The sequence below is a fragment of the Microbacterium sp. 10L49 genome (genome assembly GCF_056395125.1).
The window spans coordinates 894,711-913,312 of record NZ_JBFTIW010000003.1 but is presented as its reverse complement, the minus strand read 5'-3'; the positions used below and the strand labels follow the sequence as shown (position 1 = coordinate 913,312).

The 18,602-nt window shown below is 70.9% G+C and carries 19 protein-coding genes; 9 read left to right on the top strand and 10 right to left on the bottom strand.

Annotated features, from left to right (window positions below; all coding sequences use genetic code 11):
* Nucleotides 1-14: 14 nt before the first annotated feature.
* On the bottom strand, nucleotides 15-1,268 hold the full coding sequence (locus AC1DCT_RS12095) for a type III PLP-dependent enzyme domain-containing protein (RefSeq protein WP_477429429.1): 1,254 nt from the start codon (nucleotides 1,266-1,268) through the stop codon (nucleotides 15-17).
* 70 nt (nucleotides 1,269-1,338) lie between these two features.
* On the opposite strand from AC1DCT_RS12095, the gene AC1DCT_RS12090 reads away from it, so the two are divergent.
* The gene (locus AC1DCT_RS12090; protein WP_477429427.1) at nucleotides 1,339-2,250 is read left to right on the top strand and encodes a sugar kinase; all 912 of its coding nucleotides are present in this window, start codon (nucleotides 1,339-1,341) and stop codon (nucleotides 2,248-2,250) included.
* Nucleotides 2,251-2,305: 55 nt separating this feature from the next.
* Entirely contained in the window at nucleotides 2,306-2,908 is a 603-nt protein-coding gene (locus AC1DCT_RS12085; protein WP_440732912.1) for a bifunctional 4-hydroxy-2-oxoglutarate aldolase/2-dehydro-3-deoxy-phosphogluconate aldolase, read from the top strand.
* A gap of 181 nt (nucleotides 2,909-3,089) precedes the next feature.
* Here the strand turns inward: AC1DCT_RS12085 and AC1DCT_RS12080 are convergent, their stop codons facing one another.
* Nucleotides 3,090-4,442 (bottom strand): MFS transporter, encoded by a 1,353-nt coding sequence (locus AC1DCT_RS12080; protein ID WP_477429425.1) that lies wholly within the window; start codon nucleotides 4,440-4,442, stop codon nucleotides 3,090-3,092.
* 131 nt (nucleotides 4,443-4,573) lie between these two features.
* Here AC1DCT_RS12080 and AC1DCT_RS12075 point away from each other — a divergent pair, with 131 nt between their 5' ends.
* Both AC1DCT_RS12075 and AC1DCT_RS12070 read left to right on the top strand, forming a co-directional pair.
* Nucleotides 4,574-5,299, top strand: coding sequence for a helix-turn-helix transcriptional regulator (locus tag AC1DCT_RS12075; protein ID WP_440732910.1), 726 nt, complete (start codon nucleotides 4,574-4,576; stop codon nucleotides 5,297-5,299).
* Nucleotides 5,300-5,321: 22 nt separating this feature from the next.
* Nucleotides 5,322-5,756 (top strand): rhodanese-like domain-containing protein, encoded by a 435-nt coding sequence (locus tag AC1DCT_RS12070; protein ID WP_477429423.1) that lies wholly within the window; start codon nucleotides 5,322-5,324, stop codon nucleotides 5,754-5,756.
* Nucleotides 5,757-5,902: 146 nt separating this feature from the next.
* Here AC1DCT_RS12070 and AC1DCT_RS12065 read toward each other — a convergent pair whose 3' ends face one another.
* The 5 genes from AC1DCT_RS12065 to AC1DCT_RS12045 form a co-directional block, all read right to left on the bottom strand.
* Nucleotides 5,903-6,511 carry a DUF305 domain-containing protein gene (locus AC1DCT_RS12065; protein WP_441977530.1) on the bottom strand — a complete coding sequence of 203 codons (609 nt, stop codon included), beginning with the start codon at nucleotides 6,509-6,511 and terminating at the stop codon, nucleotides 5,903-5,905.
* Between the two features lie 110 nt (nucleotides 6,512-6,621).
* Nucleotides 6,622-7,092 carry a hypothetical protein gene (locus tag AC1DCT_RS12060; protein ID WP_477429421.1) on the bottom strand — a complete coding sequence of 157 codons (471 nt, stop codon included), beginning with the start codon at nucleotides 7,090-7,092 and terminating at the stop codon, nucleotides 6,622-6,624.
* Between the two features lie 157 nt (nucleotides 7,093-7,249).
* Entirely contained in the window at nucleotides 7,250-8,179 is a 930-nt protein-coding gene (locus tag AC1DCT_RS12055) for a glycine betaine ABC transporter substrate-binding protein (RefSeq protein ID WP_477429420.1), read from the bottom strand.
* Nucleotides 8,172-9,119 carry an ABC transporter permease gene (locus AC1DCT_RS12050; protein ID WP_477429418.1) on the bottom strand — a complete coding sequence of 316 codons (948 nt, stop codon included), beginning with the start codon at nucleotides 9,117-9,119 and terminating at the stop codon, nucleotides 8,172-8,174. Before AC1DCT_RS12050 ends, AC1DCT_RS12055 begins: the two co-directional genes overlap by 8 nt.
* Complete coding sequence (locus AC1DCT_RS12045; RefSeq protein WP_441977533.1) at nucleotides 9,116-10,447, bottom strand: quaternary amine ABC transporter ATP-binding protein; 1,332 nt, start codon at nucleotides 10,445-10,447, stop codon at nucleotides 9,116-9,118. Before AC1DCT_RS12045 ends, AC1DCT_RS12050 begins: the two co-directional genes overlap by 4 nt.
* Nucleotides 10,448-10,744: 297 nt before the next feature.
* Between AC1DCT_RS12045 and AC1DCT_RS12040 the strand changes: the two genes are divergently transcribed.
* Entirely contained in the window at nucleotides 10,745-11,131 is a 387-nt protein-coding gene (locus AC1DCT_RS12040; RefSeq protein WP_477429416.1) for an MmcQ/YjbR family DNA-binding protein, read from the top strand.
* 192 nt (nucleotides 11,132-11,323) lie between these two features.
* Here the strand turns inward: AC1DCT_RS12040 and AC1DCT_RS12035 are convergent, their stop codons facing one another.
* Complete coding sequence (locus tag AC1DCT_RS12035) at nucleotides 11,324-12,475, bottom strand: class I SAM-dependent methyltransferase (protein ID WP_477429414.1); 1,152 nt, start codon at nucleotides 12,473-12,475, stop codon at nucleotides 11,324-11,326.
* A gap of 195 nt (nucleotides 12,476-12,670) precedes the next feature.
* Between AC1DCT_RS12035 and AC1DCT_RS12030 the strand changes: the two genes are divergently transcribed.
* Nucleotides 12,671-14,656: a DUF5107 domain-containing protein gene (locus AC1DCT_RS12030; RefSeq protein ID WP_477429412.1), complete on the top strand. Its 1,986-nt coding sequence runs from the start codon at nucleotides 12,671-12,673 to the stop codon at nucleotides 14,654-14,656.
* A gap of 162 nt (nucleotides 14,657-14,818) precedes the next feature.
* Here AC1DCT_RS12030 and AC1DCT_RS12025 read toward each other — a convergent pair whose 3' ends face one another.
* On the bottom strand, nucleotides 14,819-15,142 hold the full coding sequence (locus AC1DCT_RS12025) for an ArsR/SmtB family transcription factor (protein ID WP_440732900.1): 324 nt from the start codon (nucleotides 15,140-15,142) through the stop codon (nucleotides 14,819-14,821).
* Between the two features lie 16 nt (nucleotides 15,143-15,158).
* On the opposite strand from AC1DCT_RS12025, the gene AC1DCT_RS12020 reads away from it, so the two are divergent.
* Nucleotides 15,159-15,653: an SRPBCC domain-containing protein gene (locus AC1DCT_RS12020; protein ID WP_441978351.1), complete on the top strand. Its 495-nt coding sequence runs from the start codon at nucleotides 15,159-15,161 to the stop codon at nucleotides 15,651-15,653.
* A 177-nt stretch (nucleotides 15,654-15,830) separates the two neighbouring features.
* Here AC1DCT_RS12020 and AC1DCT_RS12015 read toward each other — a convergent pair whose 3' ends face one another.
* Nucleotides 15,831-16,595: a M15 family metallopeptidase gene (locus AC1DCT_RS12015; protein WP_477429410.1), complete on the bottom strand. Its 765-nt coding sequence runs from the start codon at nucleotides 16,593-16,595 to the stop codon at nucleotides 15,831-15,833.
* Between the two features lie 86 nt (nucleotides 16,596-16,681).
* Between AC1DCT_RS12015 and AC1DCT_RS12010 the strand changes: the two genes are divergently transcribed.
* Nucleotides 16,682-17,422 carry a response regulator transcription factor gene (locus tag AC1DCT_RS12010; RefSeq protein ID WP_477429408.1) on the top strand — a complete coding sequence of 247 codons (741 nt, stop codon included), beginning with the start codon at nucleotides 16,682-16,684 and terminating at the stop codon, nucleotides 17,420-17,422.
* The gene (locus AC1DCT_RS12005) at nucleotides 17,415-18,584 is read left to right on the top strand and encodes a sensor histidine kinase (RefSeq protein WP_477429406.1); all 1,170 of its coding nucleotides are present in this window, start codon (nucleotides 17,415-17,417) and stop codon (nucleotides 18,582-18,584) included. Before AC1DCT_RS12010 ends, AC1DCT_RS12005 begins: the two co-directional genes overlap by 8 nt.
* Nucleotides 18,585-18,602: the final 18 nt, after the last annotated feature.

Genomic DNA, 18,602 nt, shown 5'->3' with positions numbered 1-18,602 from the left:
GCTCCTCGAAGGCCTCAGAAGTAGGTGCGGACGAGGCCGGTGACCACACCGGACTCGAGGGAGTCGACGACGGGCAGCACGCGCCACTTGTCGAAGGCGGTGCAGGGGTGCGAGAGGCCGAAGCGCACGACTGACCCGACGGGCAGCGGCTCGGCCGGCCGCACGTACGAGTGCTGGTCGTTCATGGCCGAGACGGTCGCCTCGGCCGGCTGCCAGGGCGCGGCGAGATCGGCGGCGACGGCGCGCGGGATGGGCAGACCCTCGTCGTAGGGGAAGTCGCGCTTGCCGGCGTCCACCAGCGCCAGACCGGGCTCGGGGCTGGAGACGACGCGGGCGATGCCGTGCATCGCGTTGACGAAGTGGGGTCCCTCGCCCGCGCCGCCCTCGTCGAACGGAGAGATGCCGCGGTAGAACCCGTCGTCGTGCACGATATAGGCGCCCGAGCGCAGGGTGAACCGGGTGCGTCCGTCGCGCTCGGCGGCCGCCCACACGTCGGCGACGATCTCGAAGTACGCGCTGCCACCGGCGGTGACGTACACCTCGCCGTCGTCGTAGAGCGGCGTGATCGCGCGGTGCAGCGCGAGCTGCGTCTCGAGGTAGCTGCGCACGGCGGCGAGACCCTCGGGCGAGCGGTCGTGCGCGATGCTGCCCTCGTAGCCGGCGACGCCGGCGAGCCGCAGCACGTCGGAGGCGGCGAGGCGCTCGGCGATCTCGATGGCCTCGTCGACGGAACGGGCGCCCGTGCGGCCCCCCGCGGCGCCCAGCTCGACGCAGACGTCGACCGGGCGCGGCAGCTCGACGCCGTTCAGCGCGCTCTCCATCGCGTCCACGGTGGCGAGCGAGTCGGCCCAGCAGACGAACCGGAACCCGGGATCGGCGAGCTCGCCGGCGAGCCAGGCCAGCGACCGGGCGTCGACGGCGGCGTTGGCGAGCATGATCGAGTCGAGTCCGAGGTCGCGGCCGGTGCGCACCTGCCCCATGGTCGCGAGGGTGATGCCGAGGGCGCCGGCGTCGGTCTGGCGTTTCCACAGCTCGGGGGCCATCGTGGTCTTGCCATGCGGCATGATCTCCAGGCCGCGCTCCACGCACCACGCGGCCATGGTCGCGACGTTCGCCTGCATACCGGCGTCGTCGAGCACGATCAGCGGCGTCCAGAACTCGTCGAGGCGCGGCTTCGTCGCGAGGAAGGCGGATGCGGTCATCCCGATCGCGCGCTCCGGGATCCCCTTGTCCCGCGCCGTCAGCAGTTCGTCGTCCCAGTCGTTCATTTCACGCCTTTCGTCCTCGTTGTGCATATATCGCAACGTTGGTTGCACTGTGCGCACAGACCGCCTCATCATGGTAACCGTGTCCGAGACCTCCGCACCACGCATGATCGCCATCGGCGAGACGATGGCCCTCATCGCCCCTGCCCGCGCGGAGGCGCTCGCCACCGCCCAGGAGGTGCGGCTGCTCATCGGCGGCGCCGAGTCGAACGTGGCGATCCACGCCGCGCACCTCGGCATCCCGACCGCATGGGTCAGCGCCGTGGGCGACGACGCCCTCGGCGTGCGGGTGCGCGACGAGGTCGCCCGCCACGGCGTCGACGTCCGCTGGGTCGTTGATGACCCCGCCGCGCCCACCGGCGTGTACTTCAAGGATCCGGGCCACGGCGTGCTCTACTACCGCCGCGGCTCGGCCGCCTCGGCGATGAGCCCCGCCACGGTCTCCGAGGTTCCGCTCGAGCAGGCCGACCTCGTGCACGTGTCGGGCATCACCCCGGCGCTCTCGGAGTCGTGCGCCGCGCTCATCGACGCCGTCTTCGACCGCGTGAGCGCGGGATCCGGCTTCCTGAGCTTCGACGTCAACCACCGCGCGGCCCTGTGGGCGCCCGGCGCGGCGGCCCCGACCCTGCTCGCGCTCGCGCGCCGCGCCGATGTCGTGTTCGTCGGCCTCGACGAAGCGGAGGGCCTGTGGGGCACGGCCGACGCCGATGCCGTGCGCGCGCTGATCCCCGCTCCGCAGCTGCTCGTCGTCAAGGACGGCGACGTGGGAGCCACCGAGTTCCACCGCACGGGCGACGCCGACGAGCGCACCTTCGCTCCAGCGATCAAGACCGAGGTGGTCGAGGCCGTCGGCGCGGGCGATGCGTTCGCGGCCGGCTACCTGGCCGCCCACCTGCAGGGCGCCGAGGCCGCGGAGCGCCTCGCCGCCGGCCACCGCCGCGCGCACCTCGTACTGCAGTCCACCGGCGACCTCCTGCCCGACTGAGAAGACCACGCTGCGCCGAGGGGGTGCAGCGAGACGAAGCGAAAGGCCCCCGACCATGACCGACAACTCCGCATTCGACGAGATCTTCCGCGACGTGCCCCTGATGGCGATCCTGCGCGGCATGGGCGTCGAGCGCACGCTCGCGACCGCCACCCGCGCCTGGGACCTCGGCATCACGGCCGTCGAGGTGCCCGTGCAGACGCCGACCGACGTCGAGGCGCTGCGCGTGCTCGCCGAAGCCGCCCGCGAGCGCGGCCTGACCGTGGGAGCGGGCACCGTCGTGTCGCTCGAGCACGTGCACCAGGCCGCCGAAGCGGGCGCGGCGTTCACCGTGAGCCCGGGCCTCGACCTCGACGTGGTGCGGGCCTCGCACGAGGCGGGCATGCCGGCGCTGCCCGGCGTCTCGAGCGCCACCGAGGTGCAGCACGCGCTGGGTGACGGGCTCACCTGGCTGAAGGCGTTCCCGGCGTCACTGCTGGGCACCGGCTGGTTCCCCGCGATGCGCGGCCCCTTCCCGCAGGCGAAGTTCGTCGCCACGGGCGGCATGGACTCCGGCAACGCCCAGGCGTACCTCGACGCGGGCGTGCGGGTCGTCGCCGTCGGCTCCGCCCTGGAGGACGAGGCGCAGCTTCCTGCGCTCGCGAAGCTGCTCGGCTGAGCCCATCCGCATCCGATCCCGCTCCCGGCGTTCCGCATCGGGGGCGGGATCTTCTGCGCACGGCGCGAGCCCGAGCGCCGCGCAGTCGGGGACGACGGCGCGCCCTGCCGCCGCACGCACGGCCCGTCCGCCAGGACAGGGCGTGCGTGCGGCGGCAGGGCGCGCACCGGTGTCATGACGCTCAGGCGTCGGCCCCCACGCGCGGGGCGATGACCAGCTCGTGCAGCCGCCCGGCACCCTCGACGTCGGGCCGGATGGACGCGAGCATCGTCGCGATGACGCCGACGATCGCGATCACCGCGGCGTAGATCACGACCGGCCAGATCGCTCCGTCGACGGCGGCGACCAGCGCCGTGCAGATGATGGGTGCGAGACCGCCGCCGAGGGTGTTGGAGATCTGGTAGCCGATGTTGACGCCGGTGGTGCGCGCCTCCGGGTCGAACATCTCCGCCAGCATCGTCGCCAGGGTGGCCTGCATCGCGACGCCGAACACGACGAAGCCGAGGATCTGCCCCAGCCAGATCAGCCACATGTTGCCGGTGCTGAAGAGCATGAAGGCGGGGTAGACCATCGCGGCGAAGCCGAGGCAGCCGATGATGTACACCGTGCGACGGCCGATCCGATCCGAGATCGCACCCCACAGCGGCGCGACGACGATCTGCAGCAGACCGACGATCATCGTTCCCGCGAAGCCCATCCACGCCGGCAGGTGCTTGTTGCTCACCATGAAGGCGAGGCCGTAGGTGAGCACGACGTAGCCGGCGATCGACTGCGGCAGCCCGATGAGGATGCCCATGATCGCGTTCTTCGGGTGGCGGAACGCCTCGACCAGCGGGTTCGGCTTCTTGCCGGTGGCGTTCAGGTGCAGGGTCTGCGTCTCGATGAACTCGTCGGAGTCCTCGAGGTGACGGCGCAGGATGACGGCGGCGATCGCGAGAACGATCGAGAACACGAAGGGGATGCGCCAACCCCATTCGATGAACCATGAGCCGGGCGTCAGTCCCAGTGCCGCCATGAGGCCACCGGAGACGACGTTGGCGATCCCGGCGCCGCTGATGAGGAAGGCGCCGTACAGGCCCTTCTTGCCGATCGGCGCGGCCTCGACGACCATCGTCGCCGCGCCGCCCATCTCGCCGCCGACGAAGAAGCCCTGGAACAGACGGCACACGAGCAGCAGGATCGGCGCGGCGACGCCGATGGCGTGGTCCGGCGGGATGAGGCCGATGGCGGTCGTCGCGAGCCCCATGCCGATCACGGTGCTCATCAGGACGACCTTGCGGCCGACCCTGTCGCCGATGATGCCCCAGATGACGCCGCCGACGGGACGGAGGAAGAATCCGACTGCGAACGTCGCGAACGACGAGAGCTGCGCGACCACCGGGTCGTCGGACGAGAAGAACACCGCGGGGAAGACGGCGGCCGACGCGAGACCGTAGAGGTAGTAGTCGTAGTACTCGATGAGCGTGCCGATCGCGCCACCGGCGACCGTCTTGCGCTGGTGGGGCGTGAGGCCGCGTGATGCGACTGTTGCCATGGGAGCCTCCTTGCTCGGGAACTGCGGGAGAGATCGGGGGTCAGCCCTCGACGTGAAAGGCTGTCCTCGCTAAGATAGCCGCGACGTAGACAGTATGTCTACTAGCTGGACTTTTTGTAAAGTGGAGGTGGATGATGGCGAATCCGGCGACGATGGAGGCCGCTGCGACCGCACTGGCCGGCGATGCCGCCCACCAGACGTACGAGAGCGCCGAGGAGGTGCTGCGGTTGTACCGCCCCGTGATGCGGGCGCTGGCCACGGCCGCCGGTCCCTCTGTCGAGGTCGTGCTGCACAATCTCGACGGCGCCGACGTCGACCTCGGGCACACCATCATGGCCATCGAGAACGGCCATGTCACCGGGCGCGCCGTCGGCGGGCCGTCGACCTCGCTGGGCCTGGACGTGATGAAGGATCGGCAGAAGGACCACGACGCCTTCGGATACCGCGGCTTCACGAGCGACGGTCGCGAGCTGCGCTGCTCATCGGTGTACTTCCGCAACGCTGCCGGCGACATCATCGCCTCGTTCTGCATCAACGTCGACCTCAGCCCGATCCAGCAGGCCAGGAACATGCTCGAGGCCCTGCTCCCCGTGCAGGGTGCGGCGGACAACGGCCCCCGTGAGCACTTCGGCAGCGATCTGGTGTCGGTGATGGACTCGATGATCACCGAGGCGATCGCCGAGATCGGCCGCCCCGTCGAGCAGATGTCACGCGAGGACAAGATCACCGTGCTCGAGCGCCTCGACCAGCGCGGAGCCACCCAGATGCGCAAGTCGATCGAGACGATCGCGAAGCGACTGGGCATCTCGCGGGTGACCGCATACGCCTATCTCGACGAGGCCCGCACCCGCGGCTGAGCCTGGGCGGAGGAGGATGCAGATGAGCGGAGCCGACATCGCCGCCGCAGACGGATCCATCGCGGCGCGACTCGCGCACGTCGACGCACGCCTGGCATACGAGATAGACGTGGTCGCCGCGGCACAGGCCGTCGCAGCAGGCGAGGCCGTGCTCGTCGACACGCGCCGCCGGGAGTCGTGGGATCACGGCCACATCGCCGGCGCCCTGCACTTGCCCACGCACGGCCTGGAGGCGCGGATCCACGAGCTCCCCCGTGACCGCACGCTGATCGTCTACGGCTGGGGGCCGGGCTGCAACGGCGCGACGGCGACGGCCCGGATCCTGCTCGCGGCCGGCCGGGATACGCGCGAGCTGTACGGAGGATACGAGTACTGGGCGCGCACCGGCTACGCGACCGAGGCAGGTGGGGTCGTCACGCGCCGGGCACCGGATCCCCAGGTCACCGCCGAGGTCTGAGCCCCCGCGGCATCCCGGTCAGGCGGGTCGACAGCGCCGTCGCCGGCGGCGGGTGCAGACCCGCTCACTGGTCGCGAATTGCCGTCATTCGAGCGGAATGGGGGCAGTTCGCGACCAGTGAGCGGAGGCAGGTTCCGCGGAGGGCGTCAGAGCTGCGCCAGGAGCCCCTTCATCTCGGCGATCTCGACCGTCTGGGCGTCGATGATCGTGCTCGCCAAAGCGACGGCACGAGGATCCTTGCCATCGCCCTTCTCGGTGCGGGCCATCTCGACCGCGCCCTCGTGGTGCGCGATCATCTGCTGCAGGAAGAGCTTCCCCGCCTCGGCGCCCGACGCGGCCTCGAGCGCGGCCATGTCGGTCTCGCTCATCATGCCGTCGCCGTGTCCCATGGATCCAGGGGCCGCAGACGGCACGCCCCAGCCATCGAGCCAGTCGCGCATGGTCGCGATCTCGGGCGCCTGCGCGGCCTTGATCCTGGTCGCGAGGTCGGCGACCCGCGGATCCACGCCGGTCTTGGCGAGCAGCGTGTCGCTCATGTCGACGGCCTGCTGGTGGTGGCCGATCATCATGGTCGCGAACATCGCATCGGCATCGTTCGCGGATCCCTGTGCGGATCCGGTGGCAGGGGTGGACGCGCCGTGCGTCATCCCCGGCATCCCGGAGTGGTCGGTCGTGGGCGCGCAGGCGGTGAGGGCGGTCCCGGCGAGGGCGACCGTCCCGATCGCGAGGGCACGGTGAAGGGTTCGGATGGTCATGTCGTTCTCTGCTTTCGTCGTCGATGACGCGCACCGCCGGAGGGCGGGCGCGAAGCCGTTCCGGCGCGTCCGCCCGCGGAGCGGGGTGTGCGGGACGCGCCGGATCCGGCTCATCTGCGACTGATGCAGAGGGCGGCCATGCTCGGAGGGCGGGGCTCTGCCGTGACCGCCGCGGAGGACGCGACGACGACGACGGCGAGCGCAGGACGGAGGTCTTCCGCGGGAGGCCCCGGAAGTGCGGCGGTGGCGATCGGCGCGAGCGTGCAGGACGGGGCCATCACGGCGTGCTCGGCACAGTCCGCGCAGCCCTGCGTCGGTGCAGCCATCGCGTCGCGGGCCGTCATTGCTTCACTCGCGGATGTCGAACCCGTCGTGCGCGTCGGCGCCTGAGTGTCCGCGACGTGTGCGGTAGCCGCGGTACCCGCCATCACGCCGTGCACGGCGTGCTCCGCGGTCGCCGACGTGCCGTGCCCCGCGAGTACATGCATGCCGAGAAGTCCGACGATCACCGCGGAGACGAGGAGCAGGATCCGCAGCGACCACGTCGACGACGTGTCCCGGCCACGGATCCAATACCCCACGGGGGTACAGCATAGCGGCCCCGACCCTGTGGGCCTGGGACTCTGCGACGACTGCAGGACCATACGACGCCTGCAGGGCCCGTTCTCGGATCTGGTCGTGCATCCGTATCGGGGTCCTGCAGGCGTCACACACAGCCGGGTCAGGCGAACCGCGGCCCTACTTCTTCGCCCAGTCGAACTCACTGCCGTACTTCTCGACCCAGGCATCGATCGCCTGGGGCTCCTTGCCCTCGCCGAACCGGTTCACGACCATGTCCTCGAGCGAGCCGTACTGCGCGTCGTCGAGCTTGATCTTGCCGATCAGCGCGGCGGCGTCCGGGTGCTTCTTCGCGAAGTCCTTCGCGCCGAGGAAGTGCAGCCCCTCGGGCTTGCCCATGGCGCCCTTCGGATCCTTGAGGTCCTTCACGGGGTAGGCGCTGTTGGCCCAGAACGGACGCCACAGGGTCACCGCGATGTCCTGCTTCTTGTCCGTCGCCGACTTCAGCTCGGTGAGCATCGCCGCGGTCGACGAGGTCACGAGCTGATACTCGCCGCCGAGGCCGTACTCCGGCATCATCTTCTGGGTCTGGGCGGTGAGGCCGGCACCCGGCTCGATGCCGATGATCTTGCCGCCGAACTTCGAGGCGTTGCCCTTGAGCTCGTCGATCGAGTCGATATCGGAGTACTTCGGTACCGCGATCGTGAGGCGGGCGTTGTCGTAGTACGTCCCGAGGTCGTCGATCGACCCCAGGTACTTGTCCATGTACGCCTTCTGCGTGACCTCGGGCCACGCCGACGGGAAGATGTCCACATCCCCCTGCGACAGCCCCGCATACAGCGGTCCCGCGTCGGAGAGCGTCTGCATCTTGACGTCGTAGCCCATCTTGCCGAGCTGGTCCTGCAGCAGGTACGCGGTGCTGAGCCCGTCCGTCCAGCTGGGCAGGAACCCGATCGTGATCGTGCCCTTGTCACCGGATCCGGCATCGTTCGCCGGCGCCTTGCCTGCCATCTCGAGGGTGCCACCGGCGCCGTCGCTCGCGCATCCGGCCAGGGTGAGGGCAGCCGCGACGGCGAGCGCCGCGAGGGCGGTGATCCTGCTCTTACGCATGCTGCAGCTCCTTCTCCTCCAGGGATGCTTCGGGGACCTGGTCGGCGACCGCGGACGCCGCGGCCAGGCGCCGCGCCGAACGGCGGCGCGCCAGCACGCCGAGCAGCGACCCGGGGTGCTGCCCCAGCGACCCCAGCGACGCGGTGACCCGGTCGAGGAAGACCGCGATCAGCACGACGCCGAGACCGGCCTCGACGCCCTTGGCGATGTTGACGGTCGAGATCGCCTCGACCACGAGCTTGCCGAGCCCGTCGGCGCCGGCCATACCGGCGATGACGGCCATCGAGAGCGCGAGCATGATGACCTGGTTGACGCCGGCCAGGAGCGTCGGCATCGCGAGCGGCAACTGGATGCCGCGCAGGATCTGGCCCGGCGTCGCGCCGAACGACTGCCCGGCTTCGACGGTCTCGGAGTCGACCCCGCGGATGCCGAGCTCGGTGAAGCGCACGCCGGGCGGCAGCGCGAAGATGACCGTGGCCACGAGGCCCGGCACGACGCCGATGCTGAAGAACACGATCGCGGGGATGAGGTAGACGAAGGCGGGCATCGTCTGCATGAAGTCGAGCACGGGCTTGAGCACCGCGCGCACGGTGGCGTTCCGGGCCGACCAGATGCCGAGCGGGATCGCGATCACCACCGCGACCGCTCCGGCGACGAGCACCAGCGCGAGCGTCTGCATCGCGGGGACCCACAGGCCCATCGCGACGATCAGTCCGAACGAGATCACGGTGCCGATCGCCAGGCGCCACGAGCGGACGAGCCAGGCGATCAGCGCCGCGATGATGATCACGACGTAGAACCAGGGCATCAGCAGCAGGAAGCTCAGGCCGTCGACGAGGAACGACACGACGGTCGAGATGACGTGCAGCAGGCCGTCCAGGTTGGCTTTGATCCAGTCGACCGCGACAGCGACCCAGGATCCGATGGGCAGGACGTTCATCGGGTGATCTCCTCGTTCGGCGCATCCGGGGTGGGCGACGTGGTCGGCGTGTTTCCGGCGGTCGGCGCCGTCCAGCCGTCGTCGAGGATGGCGTCGACCTCCGCCTGCGGCAGCGGCAGCACCGGCAGGTTGATCTCGCCGGTGGCACCAGGGCCAGGGCCGAGCGCGGCGAGCAGCGTGATGCGCGGGATCACGCCGACGAGGCGCCCCTCCGCGTCGGCGACGGCGAGCGGCACCGGGGATTCCACGGCCGGGATGAACAGGTTCATCAGGATCTCGTCCTCGTCGACGACCTGCGTAGCGGGCTTGAGCACCGACGTGATCGTGCTCTCCCCGCGGCGGATCAGCTTGACGACGTCACGGTCGGTGACGATGCCGATGAGCTTGCGGTCGCGGCCGACGACGTACGTCGCCGACATGAAGGCGTCGCGCATCTGCTTGAGCGCGGTGCGCGGACCGGCGTTCTCGGAGACGACGGGGCGCGGACGCTCCATGACGTTCGCCGCGGTGAGCACCCGGGCGCGGTCGACGTCCTGCACGAACTGCTCGACATAGCTGTTGGCCGGGTCCGTGAGGATGTCCTCTGGCGTGCCGATCTGCACGATGCGGCCGTCGCGCATCACCGCGATGCGGTCGCCGAGGAACATGGCCTCGTTCAGGTCGTGCGTGATGAACACGATGGTCTTCTGCAGCTTCTGCTGCAGCTCGAGCAGCTGCTCCTGCATCTCCCGGCGGATCAGCGGATCCAGCGCGCTGAACGCCTCGTCCATCAGCAGGATGTCGCTGTCGGCCGCGAGCGCACGGGCGATGCCCACGCGCTGCTGCATGCCGCCGGAGAGTTCGGACGGCAGCTTCTCGCCCTGCCCCTCGAGGCCGACGAGACCCAGGATCTCCTCGGCCTTGGCCAGGCGCTCGGCCTTGCCGATGCCCTTCAGCTCGAGCGGGTAGGCCACGTTCGCGGCCACGGTGCGGTGCGGCAGCAAGGCGAAGTGCTGGAACACCATCGATACGCGGTCGCGGCGGATCTCACGCAGACGCGACGCCGGGATGCCGGTGATCGGATCCCCGGCGACGAGCACGGAGCCGTCGGTCGCCTCGTGCAGGCCGTTGAGCATGCGGATGATGGTGGACTTGCCGGATCCGGACAGTCCCATGATGACGAAGATCTCGCCGCGGTTGACGGTGAAGCTCGCGTCGATGACGGCGGCGGTGCCGGCGTCGGCGACCTCGGATCGGGTCTCGCCGGCCTTCAGCCGGCGGACGGCCTGGTTCGGATTCCTCCCGAACACCTTGAACAGATGACGCGCTTCCAGAGCGGTTTCGGACACGTTTCCCCCGCGGCCTCACCTCGAGGGGAGGCCTGCATCGGTCTCGCCCGGGTGATGATCACAGGGCCGTTTCGAACCAAGCCATGCTGGCGGCGCAGGAGGAGGATTTCGGATCCTCAACAGAGATCATCGACCGTACGCCCACGCCTCTTCGTGCACAGCAGAATCGAAAGAAGGACGCGGCCGCGGACTGGTCTTGGGCCATCAGGCCCGTATTCCAACGTAACGAGAACCTGATCCCGTGGCAAATCCGAGGTCGGTGACCTAGGGTGCGCGCGACGGGATGAGAGGGATCGCATGAAGGGCGAGGAACTGCAGGAGCGGGCTCGGGCCTGCGCGGAAGAGCTCCCCGGCGCCGGCCTGGAGCACCCGTTCGGGCTCGGCTGGGAGGTCTACAAAGTCCGCGACCGGGTCTTCATGCTGCTCACCGACGTGACCGGGGAACCGATCGTGATCCTGAAGACCGACCCGGAAGACGGCAAGGCGCTCCGGCAACAGTACGACGCGATCACGCCGGGCTATCACATGAACAAGAAGCACTGGATCACAGTGCGCCCCTCAGGCGGCCTGTCGACGCCGCTGATAGACGACCTGGTCACGGATTCGTACCTGCTCGTGGTCGCGAATCTGCCCCGCGCGAAGCGCCCCGTCGACCCTGCCACGTTCGGTCGGGCCAGCGGGTGATGCTCGGCCGAAGACTGCATCGAACCCGCACCCGCAGCTCCCGGTGCGTCCAGAGTGTGGTTCCTGCCCCCACCCGGCACCAGCACCCCACCCCGACTTGGCGGACGAGCACGCACCGAACACCTCGCCTGAGGCGTGGCCCCTGCGTTCGGATTGGCACGAGACGCGCGTCGGACCGGGTCCGTCAGGCGGTCAGCGCCGCACGGACCGTGTGACCGTGAACTTCGGGGTGCGCGTGAGCTGGTCGGTCTCGCCGACCGCGGCGGCGAGCGCGCGACGGTGGTCGAGGTGCGAGTTGAACACGGTCCATACTTCGCCGCCGGGACGGAGCAGCCGCGCGGCCGCGTCGATGAGCCGGCGTCCTGCCCCTTCATGGACGCTGGCGCCGAGGTGGAACGGCGGGTTCAGCAGCACGAGGTCGACGGATCCGTCCGGGATCTCGGATCCGGCGTCGTCGAGCGTCACGGTCACCCTGTCGGCGATGCCGTTAGCCGCCATCGTGGCGCGGGTCGACTGCACCGCCGCGGCGGAACGGTCGGTGGCGACGACGTGCGCACTCGGCACCCCGAGGGCCAGCGCCGCGGCGAGCGCGCCGGTGCCGCAGCCGAGGTCGACGGCGGTCAACCCCTCCCGTGCGGCCAGGGCGGCGAGCTCCGGAGCCCGCTCGCGCATCACGTTCAGCAGCACCCGGGTGCCGATGTCGATGCGGTCGCCGGCGAACGCCCCGCCGTGCGCGCACAGCGTGAGCCCGAACTCAGGATGCGTCGTCGACACCGGGAACGGCAGGCCCGAAAGCACCGGCTGCGGATCCGCCGCGACGATCAGGCGCGACTTCCGCTCCGCACGCTGCGGCTGCACCCGCCCGAAGAACCGGGCGAGCACGTCGTTCTGCGCCAGGGTCATGTGCTTCACGCGTCCGCCGGCGAGCAGCGTGACGTCGGGGGCCGCCCAGCGCGCGACCGCATCCGCGATCTCCTCGAGCTCGGCGAGCCCCTTCGGCAGCTGCAGCAGCACGAGCCGCGCGTCGCGCAGCAGCTCGGCGTCGAGTTCGTGCGCAGCGAAGCCCGCCGCCCCGAGTTCGGCCGCATTGCGGGCCAGTGCCCGGCGCCCCGTCACCAGATCCTGGTGCACCCGCACGCCGTCCAGGCCCGCAGTGAGGAGAGGCAGCGTGAGCGCGCCGTATCCGTCGCCGATCACGGCGATCGCGGATCCGTCGATCCCGTGCTCCGCAGCGACGACCTGTGCCGCGTCGACGAGGAGCTCATCCGTCGCGTCCCACGCCTGCAGGTTCGGTGCCTCCACGTCGGGGAACCGGCGCAGGCGGGCGTACGGGAACTCGGGCACCCGCTCAGCGTACGCGGGCGCTCCCACCCGATCCCGCCGCAGCCGGCATCGTACGTGGGGGCTCCACCTTCGAGTCGTCCCCCTGAGCACGGTCCATAGGTCGTACTGGAGGGGACGACTCGAAGATGGAAGCCGAGGCGGATCCGGATCCGATTCCTTCCCGGCGCACAGCCCCGGCGTGGATACTGGGGAACGATGAGCGCAACGTTGACCGTCACCCAGGTCGTCCTCCCCACCGCCCCCGTCGGATCCGCGAACCCCCTCCCCGCGATCGCCGCCATGCCGCAGGCGCCGTACGAGGCCACCACAGAGGGGCTGCCCGCCGAGATGGCGGCCAACATCCGGTACGGGCAGGTCTCGTCGATCCATCCGTACCTGCTGCAGGACGGCTACGACCGCGAGCGCACGCCCGCCCCGATGCGCGTCGCCGTGCTGGAGAACGGGCAGCTGCGCGCCGAGTTCGCGCTCGATCTGGGCGGCCGGCTCGTGCGCCTGTTCGACAAGGCCACCGGCCACGACCTCGTGTACCGCAATGCCGTCTTCCAGCCGGCGAACCTCGCGCTGCGGGACGCCTGGTTCTCCGGGGGCGCCGAGTGGAACATCGGCATGCGCGGCCATTGGCCGTTGACCTGCTCCCCGCTGTACGCCGCCGAGATCACCGGCGCCGACGGCGAGCCGATCCTGCGGATGTGGGAGTACGAGCGCGTGCGCGGGCTGATCCTGCAGCTCGACGCGACGCTCGACGGCGCCGCCCTCCACGTGCGGGTGCGGGTGCGCAACCCGCGCGATCGCGAGACCGGGATGTACTGGTGGACGAACATCGCCGTCGCCCAGACCGAGGGCAGCCGGGTGTTCGCACCGGCGACGCACGCCTACATGACCGGCTACAACGGCGCGCTCGGCCGGGTGGACCTGACCGAGACGGATCCACGACGCCCCGCCTCCGCACCCGCCGCTGCGGACTACTTCTTCGACCTCGCTCCCGGCCTCGCGGCGGACGCCACTCCAGGCGCGCCGGCACCGCGGCCCTGGATCGCCGCCGTCGACGCGGACGGATCCGGCCTCGCCCACGTTTCGACCGCGCGCCTGCTCGGCCGCAAGCTGTTCGTCTGGGGCGACACCCCGGGCGGGCGCCGGTGGTGCGACTGGCTCGGCGGCGAGACCGGCGCCTATTTCGAGATCCAGGCCGGGCTCGCCGCCACCCAGTACGAGCATCTGCGCATGCCCGGCGGCGCCACGTGGGAGTGGACCGAGACGTTCCTGCCGCTGGCGCTTTCGGATCCGAACCTCGACGGATCCTGGAACGAGGACGTGGCCGTCGTCGGCGCCCAGGTGCTGCAGGCGGCGGAGGCCGCCGGATCCGCCGGCATCGCCCGGCTCGAAGCCGCTGCCGAAATCTCTCCGGATGCGCTGCTGTCGGTGGGGTCGCCCTGGGGTGCGCTCGAGCAGGAGCTCGCCGCGCGGGCGGGCTCGACGTTCGCGTCCCTGCCCGGAGTGCGGTTCGTGCGCGACGGGGACGAGGGCGCGTACTGGGCCTTCCTGCTCGACGGCACCCCCGATTCGACCGACCCGACTGCGGGAGTCACGGAACCGGATCCGTCCGTCGCCCCGGCCTCCTATGTCACCGGAGACGAGTGGGACCACCTCCTCGCCGAGGCCCCCTCGACCTGGCTGACGCACTATCACCGCGCCACCATCGCGCATGCGCGCGGCGAGCACGGCACCGCGATCTCGCACTACGAGGCATCGCTGCGGCATCGACGCAGTGCCTGGGCACTGCGCGGGCTCGGCCTCGCCCTGCGCCAATCCGACGGCGGCTCCGCGGCGCAGGAGCAGGGCATCAGCCGGCTCGCCGAGGCGCGCGAACTCGCCCCCGACCTCGTGCCGCTCGCGCTCGAACTCGCCGAAACGCTGCTCTCCGATGGGCGCGCCGATGAGGCGCGCACCCTGGTCGAGACGCTGCCCGCCGCGCTGCGCACGCTCGGGCGGTTCCGCGTCGTGGAGATCCGCGCCGCCCTCGCCACCGGAGACACCGACGCGGCAGGTCGGATCCTCGAGGAGCGCTTCGAGGTGCCGAACCTCCGCGAGGGCGAATTGAGCATGTCGGCCCTGTGGCACGAAGCGTTCCCGGGCCGTCCGGTGCCGGCCTGGTACGACTTCGAGATGGCGCCGGAGGGCTGAAGGATCCGAGACCGCGTCACGTCTCCCCCGGGTCGTTGAGCGAGGACGCGAAGCGATCGAGTCGAAACGCGGCCCGCTCCGTTTCGTCTCGCTCGACCTCCGGCCGTGCTCGCTCAACGACCCCACAGAGGCGACTCGGTCAACGGCTCGGCCGTCGCCGCATCAGCCTCGGTCGAGGTCGTCCAGCAGCTGGACGGCGGCCGCGGCGTAAGCGCCGATCCAGCGGTCGTGGATCCGCTTGATCGGCAGCGGGGCGAGTGTGAGGTGCCGCTCCCTGCCCTCGCGACGGCCGATCACGAGCTCGGCGCGCTCGAGCACCTTCAGGTGCTGCAGCACGGTAGTGCGGTCGAGCTCGGGGAAGCACGCGCACAGCTCACCCGTCGTTCGCGGCGCCGCGCGCAAGGCGTCGAGCATCCGGCGGCGGACGGGAGCGGCGAGCGCCTTGAAGACCAGATCGTCGTCCTCGGTTCCCTCCCCCGCATTCATGTTGTAATCTTACAACATGTCTCAGATCGAAATCGCTGCGGACATGGCTCCGCTCACAGAACTGTCCTTCTCCGTCTCTGGCCGCGTCTCCCGTCCGCCGGCGGAGGTCTACGAGGCGGTCGCCGATCCGGCGCAGCTCTCGCACTACTTCACCACCGGCGGAGCCCGGGGCCGTCTCGAACCCGGCGCCGACGTGACCTGGGACTTCGCCGACTTCCCCGGACGCTTCCCCGTCGTGGTGGTCGAGGCGAAGGCTCCGGAGCGCATCGTGATCGAGTGGGCGGCCGCGCCCGGCAGCAACGACACCGGCACCACCCGCACGGTGTTCGCCTTCGCCCCGATCGATGACGGCGCACGCACCCTCGTCACCATCACCGAGTCGACGTGGCGCGCGACCTCGGGCGGTGCGAAGAGCGCCTTCGGCAACTGCGAGGGCTGGACCGGCATGCTCGCGGCGCTCAAGGCCTGGCTCGAGCACGGCATCAACCTGCGCGACGGCTTCTACAAGTAATCCGCCCCGGCAACCAGGCCGCGCCACGTTCGCCGAGCGCCACGTTCGCCGGCCACCCCATCCGTCTCGGACTCCACCCCGCTCACTGGTCGCAGATTGCGGGTTTCATGTGCTCAGAACCGCAATCTGCGACCAGTGAACAGAGGGAGGGCGGCGGATCCGCGCCGCCCGGCCCGATCAGCCCCGCATCCGGGGATCCTCGGTCGGATCGCGGTACATCGTCGGGCAGCCCTCGTCGATCGCGGACGGGTTCAGCTCGAAATGCCAGGCCTCGTTGTCGTACGTGCGGCACAGCCCGAATTGCGCGCCATGGCGGTTCAGCCAGTCCGCGGCGTCGTACGGGGCGATGTCGACCGCCTGACCCTTGACGTGCAGCGACGTCTCCGGGGTGCCGACCCACCGCGACGCCTCGGCCTCGGATCCATAGGTGCGCACGGCATCGCGCAGTAGCCAGGCCTGGTACGCCTTCGAGCGCCAGCCGCTCGCCACCCGCAGCTCGAGCCCGTCCTCCTCGGCCCCGGCGAGCGCCTGCCCCAGCGCCTCGCGCAGAGCGGGTTCCAGCTTCGCGACCGCGGGCACATCGTCCGACAGCGCCACCGAGTCGCCGTCCGCGAGGTAGCCGTCCTCTGCGGTCGGCATGCCGCCGCTGCGTGCGGACGGGGATCCGTCGTCGCCCGCGGCTACCGGCCCCGGATAGTCGGGCCGCGCGGTGACGGCCGCCGTGATCACCGCGGCCGCGGTGCCGGCGCCCAGCAGTGCGAGCACCGCCAGCGTGGCGAAGAACCGGAACAGCGGCCGGTGCCGCCGGGGCGCCCTCGACGCCGGGTGCCGCGGTGCAGGCATCCGTTCCGCCGTACGCCGTGCGTCGGCGTCGGGCTCCTGGGGCAGGATCCATTCCGGCGCGGATCCGGGTCGCAGAGGAGCAGAGGTGTTCGTGTCCATGCCTCCACTCCATCGAGGCGGACGTTGTGCGCCCGTTCGCGTTTTCGCATACACCCGCGATATGCCGGTGTGCTTAGGCTTCTGGCATGCGCGTGCTGATCGTCGAGGACGAACCCACCCTGGCCGGAGCGGTCCGAGACGGGTTGCGCCTCGCGGCGATCGCCGCGGACACCGCCGGAGACGGGCACGTCGCCCTGGAGCTGCTGGACATCAACGCCTACGACGTGGCCGTGCTCGACCGGGACATCCCGGGCCCGAGCGGCGATGACATCGCGCAGGCGATCGTCGCGTCCGGATCCGGCCTGCCGATCCTCATGCTCACGGCCGCCGATCGTCTGGATGACAAGGCCACCGGCTTCGAGCTCGGCGCCGACGACTACCTGACCAAGCCGTTCGAGATGCGCGAGCTGATCCTGCGGATCAGGGCGCTGGCCCGGCGCGCCCCGCGGTCGACGCCGCCGGTGCACGAGCTGGCCGGCATCCGGCTCGACCCGTTCCGCCGCGAGGTGTACCGCGACGGACGCTACGTCGCCCTCACGCGCAAGCAGTTCGCGGTGCTGCAGGTGCTCGTCGAGGCCGGCGGCGGCGTGATCAGCGCGGAGGAGCTGCTCGAGCGCGCTTGGGACGAGAACGCGGATCCGTTCACGAACGCGGTGCGCATCACGGTGTCGGCGCTGCGCAAGCGGCTCGGAGAGCCCTGGGTGATCCTCACGGTGCCGGGGGTCGGCTACCGGATCGACGTCGACGGCAGCGCGCGCGATGGCGATTCGGGCGACGAGGCGATGGACGAGGATGCGACGATTCCGGGGCGCACGAGGAATGCCTGACGCGTCATCGCCCCTCGCAGAGCCGCCGAGACCGGCACTCCCCTCGACGCCGGCGCTCCCTCCCCGCCCGGTCCGCGCTGCCGGCCTGTCGGTGCGCTGGCGACTCACGCTCAGCTACGTCGCGCTCGTCGCGGTGGCGGGCGCCGTGCTGCTCGGCGTCGTCGCGCTGTGGCTGCTGCGATACGTGCCCGACGGCACGGTCTACAACACCGACCCGATCGCCGGCACGAGCTGGGCGCCGAATCGCACCGACATCATCCGCGCGTTCGTTCCGCCCGCCACGTGGGCGCTGCTCGGGCTCATCGCGGTCGGCGTGCTCGGCGGCTGGCTGCTGGCCGGTCGGGTGCTGCGCCCGCTCACCGCGATCGGCGAGACCGCGCAGGCCGTGAGCGACGGCGACCTGGACGCGCGGATCGCGCTGCCGGGCCGCGACGACGAGTTCCGGCGCCTCGCCGACGTCTTCGACGGCATGCTGGACCGCATCCAGGGCGACCTGCAGCGCGAGCGCCGCTTCGCCGCGAACGCATCTCACGAGCTGCGCACCCCGCTCGCGATCACCCGCGCGGTGCTCGACGTGGCCGAGGCGGATCCGGATCCCGACATCCCTCAGCTGCTCGTGCGCCTGCGCACCGCGAACGAGCGTGCGATCGCCCTGACCGAGGCACTGCTGCTGCTCGCACGGCTGGACGCCCGTCCGCCCGCCCGCGTCCCCGTCGACCTGTCCCTGGCCGCGGAGGGCGCTGTCGAGCTGCTGCACGAGGTGGCCGCGGCTCGTGACGTGCGGCTCGACGCGGTCGGCGACCCGGTCATGGTCCGCGGGGACGCGGCACTGCTCGACCAGCTCGCCCTGAACCTCGTGCAGAACGCCCTCGTGCACAATCTGCCCTCCGGCGGATCCGCCACCGTGCGCACGCTCCGTCTCGGCGGGCAGGGTGCGCTGGTCGTCGAGAACACCGGAGACCGGCTCGACCCGGCCGTGGTCGCCACCCTGGTCGAGCCGTTCCAGCGCGGCGCCGGCCGCACCCGCGACGGGGCGCACGGCGGATCCGGCCTGGGCCTGGCGATCGCCGGTTCGATCGTCGACGTGCTGGGTGGGGCGCTCGAGCTGACCGCCCTGCCCGCGGGCGGCCTGCGCGTCGAGGCGACCTTCCCGCTGGAGTGACGCGGGTCGGCGCAGCTC

Bases quoted from the DNA above. Each gene is read 5' to 3' on its own strand.
- AC1DCT_RS12095 (WP_477429429.1), bottom strand. From the start codon at position 1,268: ATGAACGACTGGGACGACGAACTGCTGACGGCGCGGGACAAGGGGATC.
- AC1DCT_RS12090 (WP_477429427.1), top strand. From the start codon at position 1,339: ATGGTAACCGTGTCCGAGACCTCCGCACCACGCATGATCGCCATCGGC.
- AC1DCT_RS12085 (WP_440732912.1), top strand. From the start codon at position 2,306: ATGACCGACAACTCCGCATTCGACGAGATCTTCCGCGACGTGCCCCTG.
- AC1DCT_RS12080 (WP_477429425.1), bottom strand. From the start codon at position 4,442: ATGGCAACAGTCGCATCACGCGGCCTCACGCCCCACCAGCGCAAGACG.
- AC1DCT_RS12075 (WP_440732910.1), top strand. From the start codon at position 4,574: ATGATGGCGAATCCGGCGACGATGGAGGCCGCTGCGACCGCACTGGCC.
- AC1DCT_RS12070 (WP_477429423.1), top strand. From the start codon at position 5,322: ATGAGCGGAGCCGACATCGCCGCCGCAGACGGATCCATCGCGGCGCGA.
- AC1DCT_RS12065 (WP_441977530.1), bottom strand. From the start codon at position 6,511: ATGACCATCCGAACCCTTCACCGTGCCCTCGCGATCGGGACGGTCGCC.
- AC1DCT_RS12055 (WP_477429420.1), bottom strand. From the start codon at position 8,179: ATGCGTAAGAGCAGGATCACCGCCCTCGCGGCGCTCGCCGTCGCGGCT.
- AC1DCT_RS12050 (WP_477429418.1), bottom strand. From the start codon at position 9,119: ATGAACGTCCTGCCCATCGGATCCTGGGTCGCTGTCGCGGTCGACTGG.
- AC1DCT_RS12040 (WP_477429416.1), top strand. From the start codon at position 10,745: ATGAAGGGCGAGGAACTGCAGGAGCGGGCTCGGGCCTGCGCGGAAGAG.
- AC1DCT_RS12030 (WP_477429412.1), top strand. From the start codon at position 12,671: ATGAGCGCAACGTTGACCGTCACCCAGGTCGTCCTCCCCACCGCCCCC.
- AC1DCT_RS12025 (WP_440732900.1), bottom strand. From the start codon at position 15,142: ATGAATGCGGGGGAGGGAACCGAGGACGACGATCTGGTCTTCAAGGCG.
- AC1DCT_RS12020 (WP_441978351.1), top strand. From the start codon at position 15,159: ATGTCTCAGATCGAAATCGCTGCGGACATGGCTCCGCTCACAGAACTG.
- AC1DCT_RS12015 (WP_477429410.1), bottom strand. From the start codon at position 16,595: ATGGACACGAACACCTCTGCTCCTCTGCGACCCGGATCCGCGCCGGAA.
- AC1DCT_RS12010 (WP_477429408.1), top strand. From the start codon at position 16,682: ATGCGCGTGCTGATCGTCGAGGACGAACCCACCCTGGCCGGAGCGGTC.
- AC1DCT_RS12005 (WP_477429406.1), top strand. From the start codon at position 17,415: ATGCCTGACGCGTCATCGCCCCTCGCAGAGCCGCCGAGACCGGCACTC.